This is a genomic window from Vibrio sp. Sgm 5 (assembly GCF_026241575.1).
Classification (GTDB): domain Bacteria; phylum Pseudomonadota; class Gammaproteobacteria; order Enterobacterales; family Vibrionaceae; genus Vibrio; species Vibrio jasicida.
The window spans coordinates 71,481-97,476 of sequence record NZ_JAPHPY010000017.1 but is presented as its reverse complement, the minus strand read 5'-3'; the positions used below and the strand labels follow the sequence as shown (position 1 = coordinate 97,476).

The following is a 25,996-nucleotide window of genomic DNA, read 5'->3' as shown; positions in this document are numbered from 1 at the left end:
TTGTTCTCTCTTGGTTGAAAGATCTGATCGCAGAACCAGCTTTTAGTTCACTTCTATTTTTATCCCGAGTTCAGGTTACTTAGTCTTGAAATTAAGCATCGACCGATTCAACCTTAGTGTAGTTAGGGATCTTGAGGATTGTTTTAATTTGAGTTTTTAGTATTGACTGGAGTTTGTTGATATTGGAAGGATATCAGAGCGTGGCGATGTTTGAGGGAAATCAGCCTGTCTATTCTATTAATAGCTGCTTGGTTCAGGCATAAAAAAGGCAGCCAATCGGCTGCCTAATTTTTCAATTATAAGAGAGTTTATTCTTGAGAGACTTTAGTTTCATGCTTAGCAACAGAAGCTTCGGCTTCCATTTCTTTCTCTGCTTGCTTCGCTTTCTCAATCATTGGCGTTATCGTTGAGCCTTGAATAAGGATCGAGAAAACTACAACAGAGTAGGTCATCACCATGATGATCTCTTTCACATCAATCAGTTTTTCTGGGATAACTAAAATACCTGATGGAATTGATAGCGCCATTGCTAAAGCTAGACCTCCACGTAATCCACCCCAAGTTAGAATCTTCACGGACCATGGGTTGTACTTTCTGTAGCGTTTAAAGCCAATATAAGGAATAAAGACACTTAGGTAGCGGGCACCAAGTACTAGCGGCACAGATATCGCCATCATAATCCAGTCTTCTTTATGGAATTCGAATAGCAACATCGACATACCGATTAGAAGGAATAGTACACCATTCAAGAATTCGTCGACCAACTCCCAGAAATGGTCTAGGTGGTCTTCACTTTCTTTTGAGAAGCCGATAAAGCGTGTCCAGTTACCAATCATGATGCCAGAGACTACCATTGCAAGTGGTCCTGAAACATGGAGATATTCAGCTAGAGCATAACCTGCTGTAGGAACGCCAATCGTTAATAATAGTTCCATGGAGTGGTCATCGGTCGCACTAATCAAGTAGTGGAAAACTAACCCTAATACGAAGCCGTAAACAATACCGCCAATTGCTTCTTGGATGAATAGAAGGGTTACGCTACCAACCGTCGGGGCTTCTGTACCAAATGCGATCGTGAATAGAGTGACAAAGATAACGAGACCGAAACCATCGTTAAACAGAGACTCGCCTTCAATTTGTGTTGAAATGCGTCTTGGAGCGTCCAATTTCTTCACAATAGCGAGAACCGCAATCGGGTCGGTTGGAGAGATAAGTGCGCCAAACAGTAAGCAGTAAACAAGGTCAAACTGAATACCAATAACTTGGCAAAAACCGTAAAGAACAAAACCAATGAAGAATGTGGAGAAGAGCGTTGCACCTAAAGCGAGTACCGTAATTTCCCACTTTTGATCTTTAAGGTTGGGAAGTTTGATACCCAAACCACCGGCAAAAAGCAGGAAGCCGAGTATGCCTTTCAGAAGAAAATCTTCGAAATTTATGCTGGTGACGGTTTCTGTGGCAATCTCAGTAAGATGAAACCAATCGTTTTGACCTGCGATTAGAATGAGAAGTGAAAGGATCATCGAACCAGCGGTAATGGCGATGGTCGTTTGCATCTTTCCTATCTTGCTGTTTACAAAGGCGATAACCATTGCTGCCGCGGATAGAAAACATAAAGTATGATAGACCGACATAGAGCTCTCTATTTGTAACATTTTATGAATGGAATTCTCGGCCGATGTTGTCTAAATAGCAAACATTTTTTCGTGATTATTTTGTAACTCGAGACAATACAAAATAATTACAATTCCTATTTTAGACGTCTAGACTCCTGTTGCTTGTGTGATAGGATGGAGAAATAACAAAAGGAATGAGGCTGTACTGTGGGAAGTAATGTAAGACAACAGATTGAAGCTCAGTTAAAGCAACGTATTCTTCTGATCGATGGTGGTATGGGCACCATGATTCAGGGTTACAAACTTGAAGAGCAAGATTATCGAGGAGAGCGCTTTGCCGATTGGCATTGCGATCTAAAAGGCAACAACGATTTGTTGGTGCTTAGTCAGCCTCAATTGATAAAAGAGATACACACTGCTTATTTAGAAGCAGGTGCTGATATTTTAGAGACCAATACCTTCAACGCCACGACCATCGCGATGGCGGATTATGATATGGAAGGTCTCAGTGAAGAGATTAACTTCGCGGCTGCTAAGCTGGCCCGTGAAGCCGCTGATGAATGGACGGCAAAGACTCCTGACCGTCCGCGTTATGTTGCCGGTGTACTTGGCCCAACCAACCGTACTTGTTCTATCTCTCCTGACGTAAATGACCCAGGTTATCGTAATGTTTCGTTTGATGAGCTAGTTGAAGCTTATTCCGAGTCAACTCACGCCTTAATTAAAGGTGGTTCTGACCTTATTCTAATCGAGACGATCTTTGATACGTTGAATGCCAAAGCTTGTGCTTTTGCAGTTGATTCCGTCTTTGAAGAGCTAGGATTTAAACTTCCAGTTATGATTTCAGGCACGATTACGGACGCGTCTGGACGAACACTATCTGGGCAAACAACCGAAGCTTTCTATAATTCGTTACGCCATGTGAATCCTCTTTCGTTCGGTTTGAACTGTGCACTTGGGCCTGACGAATTGCGACCGTATGTAGAAGAGTTATCACGTATATCTGAATCCTTTCTCTCTACTCATCCAAATGCGGGTTTGCCGAACGCATTTGGTGAATATGACCTTTCACCTGAAGATATGGCTGAACATGTTAAAGAGTGGGCAGAGAGTGGTTTCTTAAATTTAATTGGTGGTTGTTGTGGTACGACACCAGAACACATCCGTCACATGGCAATGGCAGTTGAGGGGGTGAAGCCTCGAGAGTTACCTGATCTTACCGTTGCTTGCCGCTTGTCAGGTCTTGAGCCACTAACTATTGAAAAAGAAACCTTGTTTATCAACGTGGGTGAGCGCACGAACGTAACTGGCTCTGCTCGTTTTAAACGCCTGATCAAAGAAGAGCTCTACGATGAAGCTCTTGAAGTAGCTCGTCAACAAGTAGAGAACGGGGCTCAGATTATCGATATCAACATGGATGAAGGTATGTTGGATGCTGAAGCCTGTATGGTTCGCTTCCTTAATCTATGTGCATCTGAGCCAGAGATATCAAAAGTACCAATCATGGTTGACTCTTCTAAGTGGGAGGTTATCGAAGCTGGCTTGAAGTGTATTCAAGGCAAAGGCATTGTTAACTCTATCTCTTTGAAAGAAGGGAAGGAGAAGTTTGTTGAACAAGCGAAGTTGATCCGTCGTTATGGTGCGGCCGTTATTGTGATGGCATTTGATGAACTTGGTCAGGCGGAAACACGAGAACGTAAACTTGAAATTTGTACCAATGCGTATCGAATCCTTGTTGACGAAGTTGGCTTCCCGCCAGAAGACATTATCTTTGATCCAAACATTTTTGCTGTCGCGACGGGTATTGAAGAACACAACAATTACGCAGTGGACTTCATCGAAGCGGTGGCTGATATCAAACGCGACTTACCTCATGCGATGATCTCTGGTGGTGTCTCTAACGTTTCCTTCTCATTCCGCGGTAATAACTATGTTCGTGAAGCGATTCATGCGGTATTCCTGTACCACTGTTTTAAAAATGGCATGGACATGGGTATCGTTAACGCGGGTCAGCTAGAAATCTACGATAACGTTCCTGACAAGTTGCGTGAAGCGGTAGAAGATGTGGTTCTCAACCGTCGTAATGATTCAACTGAGCGACTACTTGATATCGCCGCTGAATACGCAGGAAAGGGTGTTGGCAAAGAAGAAGATGCTTCTGCTCTAGAGTGGCGTACTTGGCCAGTAGAAAAACGTTTAGAGCATGCGCTGGTAAAGGGCATCACGGAGTTTATTGTCGAAGACACAGAAGAGGCCCGTTTAAATGCCTCTAAGCCATTAGAAGTGATTGAAGGCCCTCTCATGGATGGCATGAACGTGGTTGGTGACTTGTTTGGGGAAGGTAAGATGTTCCTTCCACAAGTTGTTAAGTCTGCTCGTGTAATGAAACAAGCGGTTGCCCACCTTGAGCCTTTCATTAACAAAGAAAAGCAAGCGGGCTCATCGAATGGCAAAATCTTGCTCGCGACGGTGAAAGGTGACGTTCACGATATCGGCAAGAATATCGTTGGTGTAGTTTTGCAGTGTAACAACTACGAAATCATTGACCTTGGTGTCATGGTACCGTGCGAAAAGATCCTCAAAGTAGCGAAAGAAGAGAATGTCGACATTATTGGTTTATCAGGCCTTATCACCCCTTCTCTTGATGAAATGGTTCACGTAGCAAAAGAGATGGAGCGTCTTGATTTTGATTTGCCACTCTTGATTGGCGGTGCAACGACGTCAAAAGCGCATACTGCGGTTAAGATTGAACAAAACTACAAGAACCCAGTGGTGTATGTGAATAATGCTTCGCGGGCGGTTGGAGTATGTACATCATTGTTGTCTGATGAACTTCGTCCTGCGTTTGTGGAGAAGCTGGATGAGGATTACGTTCGTGTCCGTGATCAACACAACCGCAAAAAGCCAAGAACCAAGCCGGTCACTTTAGAAGAAGCTCGTGCCAATAAGGTTGCTATTGATTGGGACGTTTACACACCGCCAGCACCCGTTAAGCCAGGTATCCATGTTTTTGACGACTTCGATATTGCGACATTGCGTCAGTACATCGATTGGACGCCTTTCTTTATGACGTGGTCTCTCGTTGGTAAGTACCCGACCATTTTTAAACACTCAGAGGTTGGCGAAGAGGCGAAGCGTTTGTTTAAAGATGCAAATGATTTGCTGGATCGAGTTGAGCGTGAAGGATTGCTTAAGGCTCGTGGTATGTGTGGTTTGTTCCCCGCGGCGAGTGTTGGCGATGATATCGAAGTCTACACAGATGAATCACGTACCGAAGTAGCGAAAGTTTTGCTCAATTTACGTCAGCAGACCGAGAAACCAAAAGGGTTCAACTATTGCCTTTCTGATTATGTTGCTCCGAAAGAGTCGGGTAAAAAAGATTGGATTGGCGCATTTGCAGTGACTGGTGGAATCGGTGAGCGTGAACTCGCAGATGAATACAAAGCACAAGGTGATGATTACAACGCTATTATGATTCAAGCGGTTGCGGATCGTCTGGCAGAAGCATTTGCTGAGTGTCTGCATGAACGAGTACGTAAAGAAATTTGGGGCTATGCGGCAGAAGAAGCACTCTCTAATGAAGACCTGATTCGTGAAAAGTACCAAGGTATTCGACCTGCTCCGGGTTATCCAGCATGCCCTGAACATACCGAGAAAGGACCTCTTTGGGAATTGATGAATGTTGAAGAGAATATTGGTATGTCTTTGACCTCGAGCTATGCGATGTATCCAGGAGCCTCTGTTTCTGGCTGGTACTTCTCCCATCCAGACTCACGTTATTTTGCGGTCGCTCAGATCCAAGAGGATCAGATGCTAAGTTACGCTGATCGCAAGGGCTGGGATAGGATCGAGGCTGAAAAGTGGCTCGGTCCAAACATTAACGGTTAAATCGATCCACACGCAAAAGAAAAGGGCTGCTACGTGCAGCCCTTTGTTTTATTCGTCCAGAGTATTTAGTAGCGATTATTGCTCGAATAGCTCTGTGTGCAGTTTCTGAATAGCTTGTCGTGATACAGACTCATGAACAAGGAAACATAAGTTATGTGGGCTTGCACCGTAACAAATCATACGTAAGTTGAAGTCCTCTAGTGTTCCGAAGACTTGCTTAGCGTAGCCTTTGCTCTCGCTCATGTTGTTACCAATCAGAGCGACTAAACAGAGGTCGTGCTCAACTTCTACTGTACACAATTCTTCGAGCTCTTCGCGTACTGCCTGTGGTAGCTGTGGAGCACCACCTGATGTGTCTGTTTGATCGAGAGTGAGTGACACACTGATTTCAGATGTGGTGATCAAGTCCACCGAGATCTTGTGTTTAGCCAGGATCTCGAACACTTTCGCTAAGAATCCGTAAGCATGGAACATGTTCACGCTGCGCAGAGTGACCATAGTTTGATTGCAACGAAGCGCAAGTGCTCGGAATAGCGGTGAGCTCTCTACTTGGTGTCGAATCCATGTACCACCTTTTTCTGGCTCTTTAGAAGAGCCAACGAAGACAGGAATATCGTGACGGAGTGCTGGTACCAGAGTGGAAGGGTGAAGGATCTTCGCGCCGAAGTTTGCCATCTCTGATGCTTCGCTAAAGCTGATCTCAGGAATTGGTGACGCTTTGGGGGCAATCCGTGGGTCGGTAGTGTAAATGCCCGGAACGTCAGTCCAGATCTCTAGGCCTGCCGCTTTAACACCTTCAGCAATCAAAGCTGCGCTGTAGTCACTACCACCGCGACCTAATGTTGTGGTGTTGCCTTCTTCATCTGAGCCAATAAAGCCCTGTGTAATGACGACATGTTTTTGGCAAAGAGGAACCAGCTGTTCTTGCGCTAGCATTGAAATACTTGCTAGTTGTGGTTCTGCGCGGCCAAAGTTGCCATCTGTTTTTAAAATATCTCGAATATCAAAACGAGCGGCGTTGATGCCTCTTTCACGCATTAACTGAGCAAGAATATGAGTCGACATCAGCTCGCCACATGCTACTAAATGGTCAGTCAGTTTGGTGCTTGCTTGAATAGAGGCCGCTTCTGCAAGGCTTGTGACTGTATCTAGAATCTCGTAAACCTCGGCAGCCGCTTTAGTAGCATCTTCTAATTGAGATAAAATTGATTCATGAATGTCGGCTAATTTTTGCAGCACTTTAGCGCGATGTTCTTGGTCCTGAACACCGTTTGCTAGTTCGACCAAAAGGTTGGTCACGCCAGAACAAGCACTACTCACGACAAGGCGGGTATTTGGATTGTTTTCTATAATGGTGGCACAACGGCTCATTGCCTCAAAGTTGGCAACACTGGTTCCACCGAATTTCGCTACGTTAAATGCGCTCACTGCGTTCTCCCACGACTTCCTAAAAAATAACAACATCAATTGGTTGCCAATACATCCAATGTTTTGGTGAGGAAAGGAACAGAGCAAATAGAGAGGTATTTAGAATGTAATTTGAAAATTTACCCTCAGAAGCCCTTCATCAGACTGCGCTGATGACAGTTGATGGGACTCAACCCAAGTCAACCGATAAGCCAAATCCTGCAACTTTGACTTACCTCGGCACTACTCCCCCTGAGTGATTGGTATTGGAATTGCGGCTCCACAAATCACCTGCCTAGGCAGTGCTCCTCTTCTGCATAAAGCTCAAACATTGAACGGTTTTGTTGTCACAATGTCAACCAATATCTCCAACCAGAATGAAAGTTTTTATTAACGAATTTGTGACAGTGGTTTGACCTCTATACTTAGGGCTAATTGCCGATAGAGAAAAAATCTATTAGGGTGAAAAGTTCGATACCTGAGCCAACCTTTTAAATAGAATTTTTATAACGCTCAGGATGAATGACTGCAATCAAGGAGCTGACATGCCGATCCAAAGCTTTATTCCCCCACATCGTATTCTGATGGGACCTGGTCCATCTGATATTTCTCCTCAAGTTTTGCAAGCCTTGAGCCGCCCAACGGTTGGCCATCTAGACCCGCTTTTTATTGCGATGATGGATGAGCTAAAACAACTGCTCAAATACGCCTTCCAAACTGAGAACGAATTCACCATCGCTGTTTCTGCTCCGGGCAGTGCGGGCATGGAAACGTGTTTCGTCAACCTGATTGAAAAGGGTGACAAAGTTATCGTCTGTCGCAATGGTGTTTTCGGTGAGCGCATGCGTGAAAACGTAATCCGTGCTGGTGGTGAAGCAGTTGTTGTGGATGATGAGTGGGGCACGCCAGTATCGGTTAATAAAGTTGCAGAAGCGTTAAAGCAGAACCCTGATGCGAAGATCCTTGCTTTTGTTCATGCAGAAACATCGACAGGGGCAGTAAGTGATGCTCAAACGTTGAGTAAGCTAGCCAAACAATATGGTTTATTATCGATTGTGGATGCGGTGACATCACTCGGTGGTGTGCCTCTTAAGGTTGATGAGTGGCAGTTGGATGCTGTGTACTCAGGAAGTCAGAAGTGCTTGTCGTGTGTACCGGGGTTATCACCTGTGACGCTTTCTCCTGCTGCCATAGAGAAGATTCAAGCCAGAAAGACACCGGTTCAAAGCTGGTTCTTGGATCAAAGCTTAGTATTAGGTTACTGGAGTGGAGAGGGCAAACGCAGCTATCACCATACAGCACCAGTGAACAGCTTATATGCACTTCATGAGGCACTACTTATCCTGAAGAACGAAGGCTTAGAAAATGCGTGGGCACGCCATCAATTGATGCATGAGAAGCTAAAAGCAGGATTACAGAAGTTGGGTTTTGACTTTGTGGTAGAAGAAGAGTACCGCTTACCACAACTTAACGCGATTTATGTTCCAGAGGGCATTGATGAAGCTAAAGTGCGTCATCATCTCCTTGAAACCTACAACCTTGAGATTGGTGCGGGCTTGGGAGCGCTTGCCGGCAAAGCATGGCGAATTGGTTTGATGGGCTATGGTGCTCGACCTGAAAATGTTGCTTTGTGTTTGCGTGCTTTAGAAGAATCGCTGACTGAGTAAAATGATTCGACAACGAGATAAAGAAAAGCGAAGGTCATCCCTTCGCTTTTTTATGTTTATTGATCAGCACCAGAAGTTGGCGTTGGTGAAGCTGATACGGCTTGAGAAGGCGGTTGATAATTGACGCCACTGAAATCAACCTTAGGAAACAAGAATTGTGCCTCTGCACGGATTTGTTCTGCCTTGCTCGTATCATCCAGTCCTTGGTATGCAAGGATTAGGTTGTTGTAGAACGCTGGACGGGGCTTATCTTTAATTATCTCCAAAGACCAATCAATGTAAGGCTGAATCAAGGTTGGATCTTGCTTGTACAATCCAATATTCAAGAAAGTACTGTATACATCCCAGTCGAAACGATCTTTCCAAACTACAGGGTTTGTCACCTGATTCAGGATGTCCGGATTGGTTGGGCGCGTGGTCTCAAACTTAGTTAATACGTAGTTGGTATGCAGAGCACTCACCATATAAAAGCTGAATACGACTGGAATTACTAAGCTGCAAACACGAAGTAAACTCTTAGTCACTCGGCTAAAAGGTGCCTGACGGTAGCGAGAGACTCGCTGGTCAACCCAGTACAGTAGGATTATGAAGATGATCCAATGCACCAGCGAGTGGTAAAACGGATACTCTAGCTGTGAATGGAGGGTGATAGGGATGAAGAGGGCGAGTAAGGCTAGACGTGTCCCTCGTTTGGCCTGATAGATTCGGTGTAGCACTAACGCCATCGCGAGGAAAATCCCCAAGATTGGTAACAACCCGCCTTCTACAGACCAATATAAGAGTTCGTTATGTGGGTGATCCATCGATGGTAAACCCGCAGGGTAACTCTCATTTAGAGCGTGTTGGCGAGCCGTATAGAGCATGTATTCCGATTCAAATTTACCATAACCGTAACCAGTAAATGGTTTTTCAATCACCATATCGAGCGTTTGTGGGAAGGTGTAAGCTCTCGGAGATTCCATGTTCACTTTTTCACTGGCTAATCCGCTACCATCAGGAAAAGCGATCTGCATGATCACAATAGATAAAGCCAAACCTGTTGCCATTGCAACTACCCAACGTACGAACCTAGCTTTAGTTGCGAAGCGGTACATGTACGGAATGACTAATAGGATCGCGATGATAGAAGCAAGCCACCCTGTTCGAGATGCCAATGCGACAATCAGCGGCAGGGTAAGTACTGGCACAGCATAAAGCAGATAGATATCGCTAAGCTTACGCGAGTATTTATAAGGTTGACGGACAAGCAGATAACTTGCGATCACTAAGCCTGTCGCAAGAAAACTCGCCATGACATTGGGCTGTTGGAATATACCATAAGGACGATTAGCAACAGTGTCGTACCCAAATACGTTACCTGGCTTGAGGTAAAGGTATTGAGTGAGGCCAAATAGAGCCTCTATCACAGCCGCAAGAACGATAAACCACAGTAAACGTTGGCGATGTTTGTTACTGAAATGGAATTGCTGCAACACAATAAAAAACAGCATGCCGCACCACAGGCCAATTAATTTATTCGCTGCCAGTGCGCTATCCGCATTTGGATAAAAGATAGGCAATGTCATGATGATGCAGCTAATCAACAGACCAATCGTTAATTTGGAATAGCGTAATACACGGTTGGTCGCAAGTTGGTAGCAGCCGATCCCGAGCGCAAAGCTGAACGCCATCCACGTGGTTGCGTTAAAAGACAATGCGAGCCCTGAACCGCCCGGATTTGGCATAAAAAAGTGCATCGCCAGCAAAAAGAGTGCTGCTAGCGTGATGAGGAACTTGCGATTAAGAGGAACTTGCACTTTACCTGGAGAAAGCTTGGTTCCACTGACGTGTATAGTAGCCATAGTTATTGTGTTGTTTTGAATGAAAAAAGACCAGCAATGGCTGGTCTTTGTACTTTACCTGTTTTTTCTACTTCAACATAGGCTTAAGGAAGCGAGCTGTATGTGAACCTTCGATCTGAGACACATCTTCTGGTGTTCCTTGTGCAATTATCTCACCACCACCTTGGCCGCCTTCTGGTCCTAAGTCGATAATCCAGTCTGCTGTCTTAATGACATCAAGGTTATGTTCAATAACTACGACTGTATTTCCGTGGTCACGCAGGCGGTGTAAAACGGTCAGCAATTGTTGAATGTCGTGGAAGTGCAGGCCCGTTGTTGGCTCATCCAGAATGTACAAGGTCTTACCTGTGTCACGCTTAGAGAGTTCTCGTGCTAGTTTCACACGTTGTGCTTCACCACCAGAGAGCGTGGTTGCTGCCTGACCTAAGCGAATGTAAGACAAACCTACATCCATTAGCGTTTGCAGTTTACGAGCAATGGCTGGGACAGGGTCGAAGAAGGTACGTGCATCTTCTACAGTCATTTCCAGTACTTCATCAATGGTCTTGCCTTTGTAACGCACTTCAAGTGTTTCACGGTTGTAGCGCTTACCCTTACATACGTCACAAGGAACGTAGACGTCGGGTAGGAAGTGCATTTCTACTTTGATTACACCATCACCCTGACATGCTTCACAGCGACCGCCACGCACGTTAAAGCTAAAACGGCCCGGCTTGTAGCCACGAGAGCGCGATTCTTGTGTGCCTGCAAACAACTCACGAATCGGGGTAAAGATACCCGTGTAAGTCGCTGGGTTTGAACGTGGCGTTCGACCTATTGGGCTCTGGTCGATATCGATAACTTTATCGAAATGCTCCAAACCTTTGACCGATTTATAAGGTGAAGGGTGCGCCGTTGTTGCACCGTTCAATTGAGTATGAGCAATCTTAAAGAAGGTATCGTTGATCAGAGTCGACTTACCTGAGCCTGATACGCCCGTAATACAGCTAAACAAACCAACTGGAATCGAAAGGTCGACATTCTTAAGGTTATTACCAGTAGCACCCAGTAACTCAACCGTTTTCTTTGGATCTCGTGGTGTGCGCTTTGTTGGGATCGCAATCTCTTTTGCGCCACTTAAGTACTGACCCGTTAGTGAGTTCGGGTTAGCGATGATGTCTTCCATCGTACCTTCCGCGACCACGTTACCGCCGTGCACTCCTGCGCCGGGACCAATATCGATTACGTGGTCAGCACAACGAATAGCATCTTCATCGTGTTCAACAACTAATACCGTATTGCCTAAATCTCGTAGATGGGTCAAGGTCTTCAATAGGCGTTCATTATCGCGCTGGTGGAGGCCTATTGATGGCTCATCCAGAACGTACATTACCCCCACTAAACCAGCACCAATTTGGCTCGCTAGACGAATACGTTGCGCCTCACCACCTGAGAGGGTTTCTGCACTGCGTGACAAGTTTAGATAGTTCAAACCAACGTTAACCAAGAACTGCAGACGGTCATTGATTTCTTTCATCACTTTTTCAGCGATTTGAGCGCGTTGACCTTCTAGCTTCAGTGTATGGAAGAAATCCAATGCATCCGCAATGCTGAGTTCAACGATCTCTGGCAATGTTGTATCGGCAATAAAAACATTGCGAGCTTCAAGGCGTAAACGAGTGCCACCACAGCTTGAGCAAGATTTGGTTGAGATGTATTTTGCAAGCTCTTCGCGTACTGAGTTTGATTCGGTATCGCGATAACGACGCTCAAGGGTGTTTAGGATTCCTTCGAATGGATGGCGTTTAACGCGAATATCACCACGATCGTTAATGTACTTGAACTCAACCTCGGTACGCCCAGAACCTTTAAGAATAATGTCTTGGGTCTTCTTCGGTAAGGAGTTAAACGGAACGTGAAGGTCAAAGCCATAATGATCCGCCAAGGCTGTTAGCATTTGGAAGTAGTAGTAATTTTTCTGATCCCAACCTCGAATTGCCCCTTGCGCTAAGCTGAGCGAGTCATCTTGAATCACTCGACTAGGATCGAAATATTGCTGTACACCTAAACCATCACAAGTGCCACAAGCACCAGCTGGGTTGTTGAATGAGAACAAACGAGGCTCAAGCTCTTGCATACTGTAACCACAAAGTGGGCAGGCAAAGTTTGCTGAGAAAATTACTTCCTCACCGTCGCCATCCATTGGCGCAACAACCGCTATACCACCAGAAAGCTCTAATGTGGTTTCGAATGATTCTGCCAAACGTTGCTGCAAATCTGGACGCACTTTAAAGCGATCTACAACCACCTCAATCGTGTGTTTTTTATGTAGCTCTAGTGGCGGTGGATCGGAAAGATCACAAGTTTCACCGTCGATGCGTGCGCGAATAAACCCTTGTGCTGCGAGGTTCTCTAGCGTTTTAACATGCTCACCCTTTCGCTCTTTTACGATAGGAGCAAGGAGCATCATTTTACTGCCCTCTGGCAGCTCTAAAACCTTGTCGACCATTTGGCTGACGGTTTGAGCGGCAAGCGGCGTATGATGAGTCGGGCAGCGAGGTTCACCAACACGAGCGTAAAGCAGGCGCAGATAGTCGTAGACTTCCGTAATGGTACCGACGGTTGAGCGAGGGTTGTGTGACGTCGATTTTTGCTCGATAGAGATAGCTGGAGACAAGCCTTCGATATGATCGACATCTGGCTTTTCCATAAGAGATAAAAACTGACGAGCGTAAGCGGATAATGACTCAACGTAACGTCTCTGGCCTTCCGCATACAAGGTATCGAAAGCGAGAGAAGATTTACCAGAACCACTTAAACCAGTGATAACAGTCAGTTTATCGCGGGGGATCGTAAGGTTGATGTCTTTGAGGTTATGGGTGCGGGCACCGCGAACTTCTATTTTATCCATCGTTTTTGCTCTATGTATAACCAAGTCACGCAAGTATTACATAGTGTGAGAAATGTGCAAAGGGAATACTGGACAAAAAAACAGTAAGAAAAAGCCCGACGGTTAGTCAGGCTTTATAATCAATAGTTTGGGTATGATTACGCTTCTTTCTTAGTTGCGTGCTTACCTAGCTCTGATTTTTTCTCATCCTTTAGATAAAGGTTTTCGAAGCAGTAGTTAGTGGCTTCGATGTAGCCTTCTACGCTACCACAGTCAAAACGTTGACCTTTGAATTTATACGCCAATACACAGCCTGCTTTTGCTTGTTTAAGCAGAGCGTCAGTAATTTGGATTTCACCACCTTTACCTGGTTCTGTGTTCTCGATTAGCTCGAAGATATCTGGCGTCAGGATGTAACGACCGATGATCGCTAGGTTACTTGGTGCTGTACCTTGCTCTGGTTTCTCAACCATGTCGTCTACGCGGTAGATATCATCTTTGATCATCTCACCTGAGATAACGCCGTATTTGTGTGTTTCTTCTTCTGGTACTTCTTGAACCGCAACGATTGAGCAGCGGAACTGTTTGAACAACGCCACCATCTGAGCCAGTACGCCTTCTTGCTCATTCACACAAAGATCGTCCGCAAGTACAACGGCAAATGGTTCGTCACCAATCAGTTCACGACCCGTTAGGATCGCATGGCCAAGGCCTTTCATTTCACGTTGACGAATGTAAGTAAAGTTAGCTGAGTCAATGATTTCACGAATGTCGACTAACAGTTCTTCTTTGTTAGTGCCGCTGATTTGGTGCTCAAGCTCATAGTTTTTATCGAAGTGATCCATGATCGAGTGTTTGCCACGACCTGTTACGATACACATGCCATTCATACCAGCTTGAATCGCTTCTTCAACGCCGTATTCAATTAGCGGCTTGTTCACTACAGGCATCATCTCTTTTGGCATGGACTTTGTCGCCGGAAGGAAGCGCGTACCATAGCCCGCCGCAGGGAACAGACATTTTTTAATCATTGGGGGAATATCCTTTCTCAATTTTTTAATAAAGAATCTGAGCGACACTTTAACATGAGAGCGGCATATGAATCATGAATTAAGTAGGAAAAAATGTGAGACAGGAAGTGCAAAGAAGCATGAGCAACACACCTTTAATTATTTTTGTGCTGCTCTGCTGGTTAAGACATCAAGTTTTGATCAGCCCAAGCGATGGCTTGCACGCGATTTTTAACCGACAGTTTTTTGAAAATCTGATACAAGTGAGACTTGATGGTGAATTCGCTAACAAACAACTCCTCAGCCATTTGATTATTTGATGCACCTGCTTGAAGGCAGCGTAATACTTGCAGTTCACGAATAGTCAAATCGACAGTAGCGGGCGCAGTATGTGTGTTTATGACGTTGCGATAGTAATGTAAAAGTTGGCTGGTTACGTTTCGTGGCAACCAATTTTGGCCGTTTACGATGCCTTTTAGCCCTTCTCCGATTTGCTCAAGTGAGCTCTCTTGGTAGAAGACTCCCTTTAATTGACCAAACGCTAATAGTTCATCTGTGGTTAAACGCTTAGGGACGTTAAATACAACGGTCTCAAAGTTTTTCCATATTAACGGAAGGTTCTTAATCGACTGAACCAAGGATTTGTGCTCACTGAAATCGATCATTAAGATCTTATTACGATGTTTGGGATTGGCTTCCATAAGCGCTTCGGTGGAGATCACTGGAATATCAATGTCAGTGTATTTGACCAAGTCTTCAACTTTTTTCTCTGCATGGTCTTCCATGCTGATCAGAAACAGTTTTCTCGCATAAGCCGATTTTTTCACGCGGTCTTTTCTCCTTGAATTCATAACGCTGAATACGTTGGCATCAAACATAAATCAGAGCCATAGGGTTCAATAAGAAATGCGTTGAGATTCAAAGGTTCACGAAACGATGTCTGCAAAACGAATCAAAAATGCTACGCCTTGGAGTTGAAGTGAGATTTCGATTCCACAACTTTCAATGACAACCCACAATGGGATTAGGCTTTAATCAAAACATCAAAGCGTGTATTCTTATGCGCTAAAATTTTACATATATATCCAGAGTGAAACGGAGCACATCATGGCCAGCCGTGGAATTAACAAAGTTATTTTGGTGGGGAATCTAGGTAACGACCCTGAAATTCGTTACATGCCTAATGGCGGTGCAGTTGCAAACATTACGATTGCGACTTCTGAGTCATGGCGTGATAAAGCGACTGGCGAACAGCGCGAAAAAACAGAGTGGCACCGTGTTGCACTATTCGGCAAGTTGGCGGAAGTAGCAGGTGAGTACCTACGTAAAGGTTCTCAAGTTTACGTTGAAGGCCAACTTCAAACTCGTAAATGGCAAGATCAAAGTGGTCAAGACCGTTACACTACTGAAGTGGTTGTTCAGGGCTTCAACGGTGTAATGCAAATGCTAGGCGGTCGTGCTCAAGGTGGCGCTCCTATGGGTGGTCAACAGCAGCAACAGCAAGGCGGTTGGGGTCAGCCTCAACAACCAGCTCAGCAGCAGTACAACGCTCCACAGCAACAGCAGCAACCTCAACAACAGGCTCCGCAGCAACCACAGCAGCAATACAACGAGCCACCAATGGACTTCGACGACGACATTCCGTTCTAAGTAGAGTCTTCAAGATTGCATTTAAAAGGCCGCGAATTTCGCGGCTTTTTTATTTTCATGGTTTGTCTGAAAGGACTGTAATCATTTCGAATTGTAATTCGAAGACCTTCACTCTCAAATATCGAATGATGGTTTGTTTCTTTCCGCCTCAGTCTCTCACATTCACACGAATACGATTGTTTACTGAACGCTTATCAAGTATAAATATTTCAATAAGGTATATGATGAATAGAAAAGGAATTTGGTATTCATGAGGTATACCCCAACTCTTAAGCTAAGCACGCGGCTGGTGGCTTTTGTCACTATGATCGTTATATGCGCAATGTTTATCTTGTTTGTCGGCGGCACCCTCTCTTTTAAACGACTAGGGCAAGAGTATCTCACCCATTATTTGGAAGGGATCGTTGAGGTTGTTGATAAAGAGATGGAAGATCCTGATGCCGCATACTCGATGCAGCGCTGGATGCCGAAAATGCTTCAAGCCAGCAACATTGTCGAGATGACCCTCTCGGCGAATGATGCCGTGGTTTACCGCTTTAAAGACACCACCCATAAAATAGACAGCTCAGTGTTGTTTGAGCAAGAGTACCCACTTACTCACAACCAAGATTATGTTATCTATTTTAAGGTTATTCCTCCCTATCTAGGTTACAGCTACTCAATGCAAGCGCTTTGGTCTATCACGCTTGCTGTGGTTCTGATCATCTTCTGTTTAATGCGCGGTGTTGCTTGGCTAAAAGAGCAACTGGCAGGCTCCGAAATGCTTGAAGAGCGCGGCAGAATGATTTTGGCTGGCCGCGTTGAACAATATGCAAAGGGAGATGAGCGAGAATGGCCTTACACGGCGAGTGAAGCGCTCGATGTGTTGATTGAAGAGTTGCAGGATGCGCGTCAAGAACGTAGCCGATTCGATACCTTTATTCGTACTCAAACTTTCCTCGATAAACTTACTGGAACGGCGAACCGAGTGTTGTTTGACAGTAAGTTGGAATCAGCCTTGTTGGAAAGTGGTGCACGCGGTGCAGTACTACTGATTCGAATCCAAGACTGGAAACTTGTAGAAGAAGAGCAGGACAAGCAAACCTGTGATGAGTTTATTGTGGAAGTGGGTAGCTTACTTTCCAATTTAGTTCAGCGTTACCCTGACGTGGTGTTTTCTCGCTACTACAATGCCGATTTTGCACTTTTCTTGCCTCATCAATCCGCAAAAGATGTGGCTAACTTAGCTTCTCAATGCATTCGCCAATTGGAAAAGCTTCACCCGCCATATCCGTTAGAGTTGGATAACTGGTGCCACATTGGTATCACGACTTATAAAGAGGGTGAGCGTCACAGCCAAATCATTGATGAGGCTGAGACGGCGTTACGTAGTGCCCAGTTACAGAACAATAACAACTGGAGCCGCTTTAAAAAGTGGAATCATGATGAAGATGCTCGAGGAAGTGTGAGATGGCGTACGTTATTTGATTCAGCACTCACATCTAAAAATGTGATACTCTACGCACAATCTGCCTATCTAATAAGTGATGTGGCGCATAAAAAACCTTTGCACGACGAGTTAACATGTCGGATTCGCGACCCAGAAAATGGAATTGTGAAAGCGTCTCGTTTTATTTCAGCGGTGCGACAAGTCGGTTATGAAGCGCAAATGGACCGCGCAGTTGTTAATAAATTCTTAAAAGACTTTAAACACAACTTCGATAGTAGTCAGACGTATGTTCTTAACCTCAATGTGATTCCTTTTGGGCATCGAGAATATTTCAAATGGTTCCGTGATGAACTCTTACAGTTGTCACGAGAGCAAAGAAAGTGTCTCATTTTTGAGTTTGTAGAAGCACAATTTGTAAGACACTTAGACTTTATGCGACCAGTCGCTAAAATGCTGGCCGGTTTAGAATGCCACCTTATGATTGGGCAAGCGGGGCGTACTATCGTCAGCACGCATTACTTAAAAGAAGTGGACATTCGTTATCTCAAGCTACATCGCAGCTTAGTAACAAAAATCGACCAGAGACATGAGAACCAGTTGTTTGTTCGCAGTATGTTGGGTGCGGCCGCAAACAGTAAAACAAAAATAATAGCAGTGGGAATTGAGAATAAGCACGAGCTGAACACCCTAATTGAATTGGGGGTTCACGGTGGGCAAGGACGTTATTTCTCTTCAGAAGAGCAATACCTTCCTCGCTCTGAATCAATGCAACTTTCTCAATCTGAATCTCAAGTGAAATTGGGAAGAAGAAATCGCTGGCGAAAAAAATAAAGATAATAATCATGGATTTTAAAGCAGTACTCGACAAGCTCAAGCGATCATCGGTCGGTGGTCGCACTTGCTTTTTGGTTATTCAGCCAGACGCAGTTTATTTATCATCACCCCTTAAAAGCAGTCGACCATCCAAGTTTGAGATCTCAGAATCGAATTGGGAGCGCGCATGTGAGCAAGCGTTAAGCGTTGCTGCAAGCTCTTACGATTCTTTAGCGGTTGTGCTTTCTCACAACTACTATCAGATGTATCAAATTGATAAGCCAGCGATGCCGCGTAATGAATGGCCTGCTGCACTACCATTTTTGCTAAAAGAGCTGATCTCTGAACGTGCGATCGACATCATTGCCGATGCGGTTGAGTTACCCAACTCAAACAAAGTTCAAGCTTACGTCTTATCACGAAAGATCCTCGATAAGTTGGTATTGTTGGCAAGTCGAGTTCAATTGCCTTTGGAAGCGATCATTCCTGAAGATGACGTTTGGGGGGATACTTCTGGTGAACTTGGCAACTTTTTATTGCTTCAACGCAGTGCTCGAGGACACTTCCGCATCAGTGCGTTTGTCGAGCATACCATCGCATTCCACCGCTCTATTCGCAGTGTCACCCCTCCACTAACAGGTGTGCCGTCTAGCGAGTTGCAGATGGACAGTCTATCTCTTGAGTTGCAACGCTCAATTGATTACCTCTCTTCTCAACTTCGCCACGTGCAATTGCATCAGTTGAAAGTATGTTGTGATGATGAAGATGAAAATGAACTGGTTGAGTCGCTTAACTATCGTTTAAGCACGAAGGTTTCTGCATTATTGGCTGAAGATCATGAACCTTCTGGCCATGTCTTAGCCGATACGGCAGCAACGTCTAATACTCGACGCGTTAATCTGTATCCAGATTTCTTAAAACCGAAAAAGAACCTGCTAACGCTAAAAAACGTGGCGATTTCTTGGGGTGTGGCTGCCGCGGTTATTTTCCTTTCTTACGGTTATGTGACTTGGCAAAGTGATGGCGTAGAAGATGAAATCGCCATTGTAAAAAGCAAAGGCAACATCATGAAATCTGAGTTAGATCGTTACCAAGCTCAGTTACGCAAGCATCAACCAGACACCAATAAACTCGCTGCCAAAGCGCGTCTGGAGCGTGAAGTAAAAGCCAAGCGTGATTCACTGAAAGCCGTTGGTAAATATGATGATTCCCAACGCACAGGTTATTCGGGCGTGATGCAATCGCTCGCTAAGCTTGGCAGCAATAATATTTCTTTGTCTGAAATTCGTATCGACCACAACACATTAGATTTAAAAGGTCTGGCAAGAACGCCAAGTTCTGTTCCCAATTGGGTCAGCCAGTTCAAGAATGAGATCAGTTTAATTGGTCGTACCTTTGATGATGTGAAGATTGGTCGTAATGACGACAATATCGTGACTTTTGAATTGAAGACGCGCGGAGGCAAAGAAGAAAAATGAACGAATTCTGGCTTTCTTTAGAAGAGCGCTTTGATGAAATGAGCGCACGCGAAAAAGTTCTGATCGCACTATGTGGATTGGTCACTGTCGTGATGCTGCTGTTTACTTTGGTACTGGAACCAAAGCTCAATGAAGTGGTGAGTAACGACAAACTCTTGAGTAACTTGAAGCAGACTAATCAAAAAACCGAAATTGACATTTTGCGTATTCAGGCTCAACTGAAAAAGGATCCTAACGCAGAGATTGATCAAGCAATTTCCCAATTGCTGACTGAGAGTCAACATCTGTCGATGCAGCTTTCAGAGATCATTGAACATCTTATTACACCTTCACAGATGGCAGCTTTGCTCGAAAGTGTATTAGAGCAGCAAAGCGGAATTCATTTATTGTCGCTTCAGACATTGCCTGCGGAGCCGATAACGGAAGATAAAGAAGCGTCGCAATACTCCGGATACTACGTGCACCCAGTGCGTATGGAGTTAACAGGTGATTACTTTGCCATCGCTAACTACTTGACCAAATTAGAAAGCTTGCCAGCAAGTTACTACTGGCGCAGCTTCAGTTATAAAGTTGAAGCGTATCCAAAAGCGAAGTTGGTGTTGGAAGTGTACACATTAGGTTCTAGAGAGGAGTTTATTGGTGGTTAAGAAACTCATTACCTCACTTGTTCTTGTGGTTGCTGCCGGTTCTAGTTGGGCCAACCAAGATCCAACAGCGCCTCTTGGCTGGCAAAAAACAGCGACAGAATCGCAAGCCAAACCGAAAGCAAAACAGTACCGCTTACCAACGCTCAACAGCATCGTATGTAAGCCGAACACTGAATGTGTCGCTATTTTGAATAACCGTATTGTCGAGCCTGGCGTGAAACTTAACGGATATCGAGTAGCCAGTATCAATAGTGAATTTGTAACTTTAAAGCGTGGTGACCGTCAGTGGAAACTAGAGCTTTTTGGTTTGAACGTAAAAAAATAATAACCAGAGCCTGATCAGATATGCGCAAATTAGTTGTAGGAATAGTGATTGCTTCCTTAATGGGTTGTTCTATGGGTCACCGTGATCCAGTAGAAGTGAAGCAAGCACTGAACGAATCTATCAATGAAGCAAACAGTCGTGCACTTGAAGATATCCCTTCTTCTGTGCAAGCCGATCTTATGCCAAACCTAGACAGCAGTGTTTCTTCTCAGCAAGGCACTCTGAAGCGTTTCCGTATCCAAGCTAATGCAGTTGAAGCGCGCAGCTTCTTTGCTTCCTTAGTGAAAGGAACGGAATACAGTGTCGCAATCCACCCTGCTGTACAAGGCAATATTACGGTTAACCTATCAGACGTGACACTGGACGAAGTGCTTAATGTCGTACAAAACATGTATGGTTATGACGTTGTGAAGTCAGGCAAAGTGATTCAAATTTACCCAGCAGGTATGCGAACAGTTACGATTCCTGTCGATTACCTACAGTTCAAGCGTTCTGGTCGTTCATTAACGAGCATTGTGACTGGGTCGGTGACGTCTGCGGGTACATCAAATTCAGGTAGTAGTTCTGATGACTCTGATTCGTCAGATTCAAACAGCGATAACGGCGACAGCTCGACAACATCGACAGGTGGTACTCGCATTGAAACTATCACAGAAAGTGATTTTTGGCCGATGCTGCAACAAGCGGTCGCGAACCTTATTGGATCTGGCAAAGGCCAGAGTGTTGTTGTTACCCCACAAGCAGGTGTGATAACCGTTCGTGCCTTCCCTGATGAGATTCGCGAAGTTCGTGAGTTCTTGGGTGTCTCTCAAGAACGTATGCAACGTCAGGTTATTCTGGAAGCAAAAATTCTAGAAGTCACATTAAGTGACGGTTACCAACAGGGTATCAATTGGTCAAATATGTCAGCCTCTATTGGTAACTCGGGTAGTGTTGTCGTTGACCGAAACCCAGTGACACTACCTTTAGATGCAATTGGCTCGCTACTCGGTGGACAAACTAACGTTACTTTCTCTGATGGTAACTTTGAAGCGGTAATGAACTTCATGGCCACTCAAGGTGATTTGAACGTGCTTTCTAGCCCGCGCATCACTGCAGCAAACAATCAAAAGTCCGTCATTAAAGTGGGTACCGACGAGTACTTCGTTACCGAGCTGTCAAGTAATGCAGGTAATGGCGAGAACTCCAACGCAGTGCCTGAAGTTGAGCTTACACCTTTCTTCTCTGGTATCTCTCTAGATGTGACTCCGCAAATCGATAATAAAGGCAATGTGTTCCTGCACGTTCATCCTGCAGTTATTGAAGTGGAAGAAGAGATTAAGAACCTCAACCTTGGTGGCGACTTCCAAAACATCCAACTTCCACTAGCGAAAAGCTCGATTCGTGAATCTGATTCTGTAATTCGCGCAAAAGATGGTGATGTGGTTGTTATTGGTGGTTTGATGAAGCAGCAAAACCTAGAGCAAGTATCGAAAGTACCGTTCTTAGGTGATGTACCCGCGCTTGGTAATTTATTCCGCAACATCAACAATGTGACGCAAAAAACAGAGTTGGTTATTTTGCTAAAGCCAACGGTTGTTGGTGTGAACACGTGGCAGAAAGAGCTAGAGCGTTCACGTGATTTATTGCAAGAGTGGTTCCCTGACGCTGAGTAATCAGCGTTAGGAAGTGTCGTTTAAACGTGGTTTTGTGATTCGACTATGTACTTGTCGCATTTTGGATTTCGAGTTCAGCCTTTTTCTCTAACCCCAAACACAGAAATGTTTCTGGGGTTAGTCCCTCATTATGAGGCCATTCAAACTATTATGGCTGCGGTCAAAATGGGAGAAGGGGTTATCAAGGTGACTGGGGAAGTCGGCACAGGTAAAACGATGGTTTGCCGCAAGCTGATTGAACAAATCGAATCACAAGTGGAATTGGTTTATTTGCCTAATCCAGTATTGAGCGGTGAGCAGCTTCAGTTTGCAGTCGCAAGAGAGCTTGGCATCGAAGATACCGACCCATTAAAAATCGTTTCACTGATTCAAGAGCATCTGATTGAAGTACACGCTTCAGGTAAGAACACTGTTCTTATTGTCGATGAGGCACAAGCGCTTTCAACAGAAGCACTCGAGACTTTACGTTTATTCGGCAACTTAGAAACCGAACAAGATAAGCTGATCCAATTGGTTTTATTTGGTCAGCCTGAATTGGATGAGCGTTTAGAAACGCATGAACTCAGACAGTTTCGTCAACGCATTACGTTCAGTTGCCAACTTCGCCCTCTCTCTATTGAAGAAGGGGTGGCGTACATCAATAACCGTTTAGACAAGGCCGGTAATGGTGCGCATATCTTTTCAATAGAGCAGAAGAAAGCCATTTGGCGTTCGGCGATGGGAATTCCTCGTTTGATTAACCAAATTAGCCATAAAGCCCTGCTTTCGGCGTTTAATGACCGTTGTACGCTTTTGAAAAATCAACACGTTTACGTTGCGATGCACGATACCTTCGATGCACGTAAACCTAAGTTTAAAACTCCAAGATTTTGGGGATGGAGCTAACCTTGAGTGCCATCAATAAAGCATTATCAGAACTTGCTGAAAAAGAATCGCCTTCGGATTTAACCAAGGCCGATATTCCGAGTATCTCACGTAGCAAACCGTGGCTTTGGCTCGTTGGTGGCTTTTCATTGAGCTTAGCCGTCGGCGGATGGGCTGTGTCTCAAGGTCCAGCGCCCGTTGAAAACATGGCGACGACTACCGTGATGTCCGTTAGTCAGGTTAATCGTCCTTCCGCTCAAGTGGTTGAAGTGAGCCACTCACCAACAAGTAAGGTGACGCCTGAGTTAGACAATGTGGTGTATGCGCAAAGAATTGAAAGACCCAAAGTAACGGTACAAGTTCCTGTGGTGAAAGCGGTTCCACAAGTCGACGATTTCGAGCCTCGTAAGCAAGTCGTCAGCGCACAAGAGCAGCCTATTTTATTAGCGAGTTTGAGTGGCAGTACGCAACAAACATCAACGGCAGCACAAGACAGTTCAATGCGTATTGAACAAGTGGAATTGACGCATCAACAGTTGGCGGAGAAAGCGCTAGGTCGTGCAGACAAAGCCATGGATGCCAATGACATGAAGACAGCACTGGCTGCTTTCTCCGAAGCATTGCGTTATCAACCAAGTAACGTCGAAGCTCGCCAGAAGCTATCGGCGCTTTACTTTGGTAAAGGGGATACACGCAAAGCTTATGAAATTCTACAAGCTGGCATTCAGCTCGATACAGATAACCAAGGTTTGCGTTTAGCGTTATCCAAGCTTTTAGTCAAAGCAGATCAACCAGAAGCAGCACTCAGCCCATTAGCCTACCTGCCGGATTCACCGACTCGTGATTACCTTGCGATGCGTGCTGCATTGGCTCAAAAGCAAAAGCAAAATGACATTGCGCTCGAAAGCTACCAGTTACTGACGCGGCGTGAACCAGAAAATGCACGCTGGTGGCTAGGCCTCGCGATTCAACAGGAACGCGCTTTAAGCTTTACATTGGCGATTGCTTCTTATCAGCAGGCGCTGGGTAAAGTGGGTATCTCAAATCAATCTCAGGCATTTATTCGTGATCGTCTGAACATCTTAAAACAACTGGAGAATGCGCAATGAGAATTCAGTTGAGAAAACGCCTTGGCGATCTGTTAGTTGAAGAAGGTATTGTTTCTGAAGATCAAGTACAACAAGCGTTAGCGGCGCAGCATAGTACAGGACAGAAGCTTGGAGATGCACTGATTGACCTTGGTTTTATCAGTGAAAAGCAGATGCTCGAGTTTTTATCGCAGCAACTGGGTTTGCCGCTGATTGATTTAAGTCGTGCGCCTGTCGATGCAGAGGCGGTGCCGATTCTTCCTGAAGTTCATGCTCGACGCTTACGTGCCATGGTCGTCGCTCAAAATGGTGATACGTTGCGTGTTGCAATGAGTGATCCTGCGGATTTGTTTACTCAAGAGTCATTAATGAACTTGTTGGGCGAATACAATCTGGAATTCATCATTGCCCCTGAGCGTCAACTGGTTGAAAGCTTTGACCGTTACTACCGCCGAACCAAAGAAATCGCATCGTTTGCCGAGCAGTTGCAAGCTGAGCACCAAGATGTCGAGGCATTTGATTACGGTATTGACGGAGCAGACAGCGAAGAAGTTACGGTTGTTAAGCTGGTTAATTCGATGTTTGAAGATGCGGTTCAAGTGGGCGCTTCGGATATCCATATTGAACCAGACGACAAAGTCCTACGCTTGCGTCAGCGCGTCGATGGTGTGTTGCATGAAACGTTACTGAACGAAGTCAACATTGCTTCAGCTTTGGTACTTCGTCTTAAATTGATGGCGCATTTAGATATCTCCGAGAAGCGCTTGCCACAAGACGGTCGCTTTAATATCAAAGTACGTGGTCAGTCGGTCGACATTCGTATGTCGACATTGCCGACTCAGTACGGCGAATCGGTGGTAATGCGTCTACTCAACCAATCCTCTGGTTTGCGTAAGCTTGAGGACTCCGGTTTACCCGCAGAGTTGCTTTCGCGTCTTCGTCGCCAACTGTCTCGTCCTCACGGCATGATCTTGGTTACCGGCCCGACGGGTTCTGGTAAAACCACCACGCTTTACGGCGCATTGAGTGAATTGAACGAGCCGGGTAAAAAGATCATCACCGCAGAAGACCCGGTGGAATACCGATTACCTCGTATTACTCAGGTTCAAATCAACAGCAAAATTGACCTGACGTTCTCTCGCGTGCTGCGAACTTTCCTTCGTCAGGACCCGGATATCATTCTTATTGGTGAGATGCGTGACCAAGAGACGGTCGAAATTGGTTTGCGTGCCGCACTGACAGGTCACTTGGTATTAAGTACCTTGCACACTAACGATGCTGTTGATAGCGCTCTTCGTATGATCGACATGGGGGCGCCTGGTTACTTGGTGGCAAGTGCCGTGCGCGCGGTGGTTGCTCAGCGTTTAGTGCGTCGCGTATGTCCGGATTGTAAAACGACAGAACAGCTTGATGGTGCTCGTCAACAATGGCTAGCGGGTCGATTCCCGAACCAAGTTGGTGCGACTTTCCATAAAGGTGTCGGTTGCCAAAACTGTAACTTAACGGGCTACCGAGGCCGAATCGGTGTGTTTGAAATGCTCGAGCTTGAGCATGAAATGATGGATAAGTTACGTGCAAACGACGCAGTGGGTTTTGCTCAAGTGGCTCGACGTTCAGGCAACTACAAGCCGCTGCTTGCTTCTGCAATGGAACTCGCATTGCAAGGCTCAGTCAGCTTGGATGAAGTGATGGCTCTGGGTGAAGGCGATGCTTCCGGTAAAATCGATCCAATTCTAATGTAGGTAAGTG

General features: G+C 45.2%; 17 protein-coding genes and 1 riboswitch. Of the genes, 11 read left to right on the top strand and 6 right to left on the bottom strand.

What is annotated here, in order from left to right:
* Nucleotides 1-308: 308 nt before the first annotated feature.
* The gene (locus tag OQJ86_RS11795; RefSeq protein WP_038864598.1) at nt 309-1,634 is read right to left on the bottom strand and encodes a cation:proton antiporter; all 1,326 of its coding nucleotides are present in this window, start codon (nt 1,632-1,634) and stop codon (nt 309-311) included.
* Between the two features lie 189 nt (nt 1,635-1,823).
* Here OQJ86_RS11795 and metH point away from each other — a divergent pair, with 189 nt between their 5' ends.
* The gene (metH, locus tag OQJ86_RS11790) at nt 1,824-5,504 is read left to right on the top strand and encodes a methionine synthase (protein WP_265987860.1); all 3,681 of its coding nucleotides are present in this window, start codon (nt 1,824-1,826) and stop codon (nt 5,502-5,504) included.
* A 75-nt stretch (nt 5,505-5,579) separates the two neighbouring features.
* Here metH and lysC read toward each other — a convergent pair whose 3' ends face one another.
* Nucleotides 5,580-6,932 (bottom strand): lysine-sensitive aspartokinase 3, encoded by a 1,353-nt coding sequence (gene lysC / locus OQJ86_RS11785; RefSeq protein WP_265987859.1) that lies wholly within the window; start codon nt 6,930-6,932, stop codon nt 5,580-5,582.
* Nucleotides 6,933-7,053: 121 nt separating this feature from the next.
* A riboswitch (Lysine riboswitch) is annotated at nt 7,054-7,232 on the bottom strand.
* Nucleotides 7,233-7,456: 224 nt separating this feature from the next.
* On the opposite strand from lysC, the gene OQJ86_RS11780 reads away from it, so the two are divergent.
* Nucleotides 7,457-8,578 carry a pyridoxal-phosphate-dependent aminotransferase family protein gene (locus OQJ86_RS11780; protein WP_104026798.1) on the top strand — a complete coding sequence of 374 codons (1,122 nt, stop codon included), beginning with the start codon at nt 7,457-7,459 and terminating at the stop codon, nt 8,576-8,578.
* Nucleotides 8,579-8,634: 56 nt separating this feature from the next.
* Here OQJ86_RS11780 and OQJ86_RS11775 read toward each other — a convergent pair whose 3' ends face one another.
* From OQJ86_RS11775 to OQJ86_RS11760, 4 genes are all read right to left on the bottom strand, one after another.
* A complete protein-coding gene (locus OQJ86_RS11775; RefSeq protein WP_265987856.1) occupies nt 8,635-10,419 on the bottom strand; it encodes a PglL family O-oligosaccharyltransferase in 1,785 nt (594 codons plus the stop codon).
* 67 nt (nt 10,420-10,486) lie between these two features.
* Nucleotides 10,487-13,309 carry an excinuclease ABC subunit UvrA gene (gene uvrA / locus OQJ86_RS11770; RefSeq protein WP_038864588.1) on the bottom strand — a complete coding sequence of 941 codons (2,823 nt, stop codon included), beginning with the start codon at nt 13,307-13,309 and terminating at the stop codon, nt 10,487-10,489.
* Nucleotides 13,310-13,446: 137 nt separating this feature from the next.
* Entirely contained in the window at nt 13,447-14,319 is an 873-nt protein-coding gene (gene galU, locus OQJ86_RS11765; RefSeq protein ID WP_038864585.1) for a UTP--glucose-1-phosphate uridylyltransferase GalU, read from the bottom strand.
* 161 nt (nt 14,320-14,480) lie between these two features.
* On the bottom strand, nt 14,481-15,125 hold the full coding sequence (locus OQJ86_RS11760; RefSeq protein WP_038864583.1) for a LuxR C-terminal-related transcriptional regulator: 645 nt from the start codon (nt 15,123-15,125) through the stop codon (nt 14,481-14,483).
* Nucleotides 15,126-15,405: 280 nt separating this feature from the next.
* Between OQJ86_RS11760 and OQJ86_RS11755 the strand changes: the two genes are divergently transcribed.
* From OQJ86_RS11755 to OQJ86_RS11715, 9 genes are all read left to right on the top strand, one after another.
* Entirely contained in the window at nt 15,406-15,948 is a 543-nt protein-coding gene (locus OQJ86_RS11755) for a single-stranded DNA-binding protein (RefSeq protein ID WP_038864580.1), read from the top strand.
* 250 nt (nt 15,949-16,198) lie between these two features.
* A complete protein-coding gene (gene csrD, locus OQJ86_RS11750; protein WP_038864578.1) occupies nt 16,199-18,208 on the top strand; it encodes an RNase E specificity factor CsrD in 2,010 nt (669 codons plus the stop codon).
* Nucleotides 18,209-18,219: 11 nt separating this feature from the next.
* On the top strand, nt 18,220-19,668 hold the full coding sequence (locus tag OQJ86_RS11745; RefSeq protein WP_038864577.1) for a PilN domain-containing protein: 1,449 nt from the start codon (nt 18,220-18,222) through the stop codon (nt 19,666-19,668).
* Nucleotides 19,665-20,315: a type II secretion system protein GspM gene (gene gspM, locus OQJ86_RS11740; protein WP_038864576.1), complete on the top strand. Its 651-nt coding sequence runs from the start codon at nt 19,665-19,667 to the stop codon at nt 20,313-20,315. The genes OQJ86_RS11745 and gspM overlap by 4 nt, the downstream gene beginning before the upstream one ends.
* A complete protein-coding gene (locus OQJ86_RS11735) occupies nt 20,308-20,640 on the top strand; it encodes a hypothetical protein (protein WP_038864575.1) in 333 nt (110 codons plus the stop codon). Before gspM ends, OQJ86_RS11735 begins: the two co-directional genes overlap by 8 nt.
* A 20-nt stretch (nt 20,641-20,660) precedes the next feature.
* On the top strand, nt 20,661-22,295 hold the full coding sequence (mshL, locus tag OQJ86_RS11730) for a pilus (MSHA type) biogenesis protein MshL (protein ID WP_039975673.1): 1,635 nt from the start codon (nt 20,661-20,663) through the stop codon (nt 22,293-22,295).
* A 45-nt stretch (nt 22,296-22,340) separates the two neighbouring features.
* The gene (locus OQJ86_RS11725) at nt 22,341-23,180 is read left to right on the top strand and encodes an ExeA family protein (RefSeq protein WP_038864571.1); all 840 of its coding nucleotides are present in this window, start codon (nt 22,341-22,343) and stop codon (nt 23,178-23,180) included.
* On the top strand, nt 23,171-24,268 hold the full coding sequence (locus OQJ86_RS11720) for a tetratricopeptide repeat protein (RefSeq protein WP_265987854.1): 1,098 nt from the start codon (nt 23,171-23,173) through the stop codon (nt 24,266-24,268). The genes OQJ86_RS11725 and OQJ86_RS11720 overlap by 10 nt, the downstream gene beginning before the upstream one ends.
* Nucleotides 24,265-25,989, top strand: coding sequence for a GspE/PulE family protein (locus OQJ86_RS11715; protein WP_265987852.1), 1,725 nt, complete (start codon nt 24,265-24,267; stop codon nt 25,987-25,989). The genes OQJ86_RS11720 and OQJ86_RS11715 overlap by 4 nt, the downstream gene beginning before the upstream one ends.
* Nucleotides 25,990-25,996: the final 7 nt, after the last annotated feature.

Excerpts from the sequence above, each read along its gene's own strand:
- OQJ86_RS11795 (WP_038864598.1), bottom strand. The coding sequence starts at position 1,634 with ATGTCGGTCTATCATACTTTATGTTTTCTATCCGCGGCAGCAATGGTT.
- OQJ86_RS11780 (WP_104026798.1), top strand. The coding sequence starts at position 7,457 with ATGCCGATCCAAAGCTTTATTCCCCCACATCGTATTCTGATGGGACCT.
- OQJ86_RS11775 (WP_265987856.1), bottom strand. The coding sequence starts at position 10,419 with ATGGCTACTATACACGTCAGTGGAACCAAGCTTTCTCCAGGTAAAGTG.
- uvrA (WP_038864588.1), bottom strand. The coding sequence starts at position 13,309 with ATGGATAAAATAGAAGTTCGCGGTGCCCGCACCCATAACCTCAAAGAC.
- galU (WP_038864585.1), bottom strand. The coding sequence starts at position 14,319 with ATGATTAAAAAATGTCTGTTCCCTGCGGCGGGCTATGGTACGCGCTTC.
- OQJ86_RS11755 (WP_038864580.1), top strand. The coding sequence starts at position 15,406 with ATGGCCAGCCGTGGAATTAACAAAGTTATTTTGGTGGGGAATCTAGGT.
- csrD (WP_038864578.1), top strand. The coding sequence starts at position 16,199 with ATGAGGTATACCCCAACTCTTAAGCTAAGCACGCGGCTGGTGGCTTTT.
- OQJ86_RS11745 (WP_038864577.1), top strand. The coding sequence starts at position 18,220 with ATGGATTTTAAAGCAGTACTCGACAAGCTCAAGCGATCATCGGTCGGT.
- gspM (WP_038864576.1), top strand. The coding sequence starts at position 19,665 with ATGAACGAATTCTGGCTTTCTTTAGAAGAGCGCTTTGATGAAATGAGC.
- mshL (WP_039975673.1), top strand. The coding sequence starts at position 20,661 with ATGCGCAAATTAGTTGTAGGAATAGTGATTGCTTCCTTAATGGGTTGT.
- OQJ86_RS11725 (WP_038864571.1), top strand. The coding sequence starts at position 22,341 with ATGTACTTGTCGCATTTTGGATTTCGAGTTCAGCCTTTTTCTCTAACC.
- OQJ86_RS11720 (WP_265987854.1), top strand. The coding sequence starts at position 23,171 with ATGGAGCTAACCTTGAGTGCCATCAATAAAGCATTATCAGAACTTGCT.
- OQJ86_RS11715 (WP_265987852.1), top strand. The coding sequence starts at position 24,265 with ATGAGAATTCAGTTGAGAAAACGCCTTGGCGATCTGTTAGTTGAAGAA.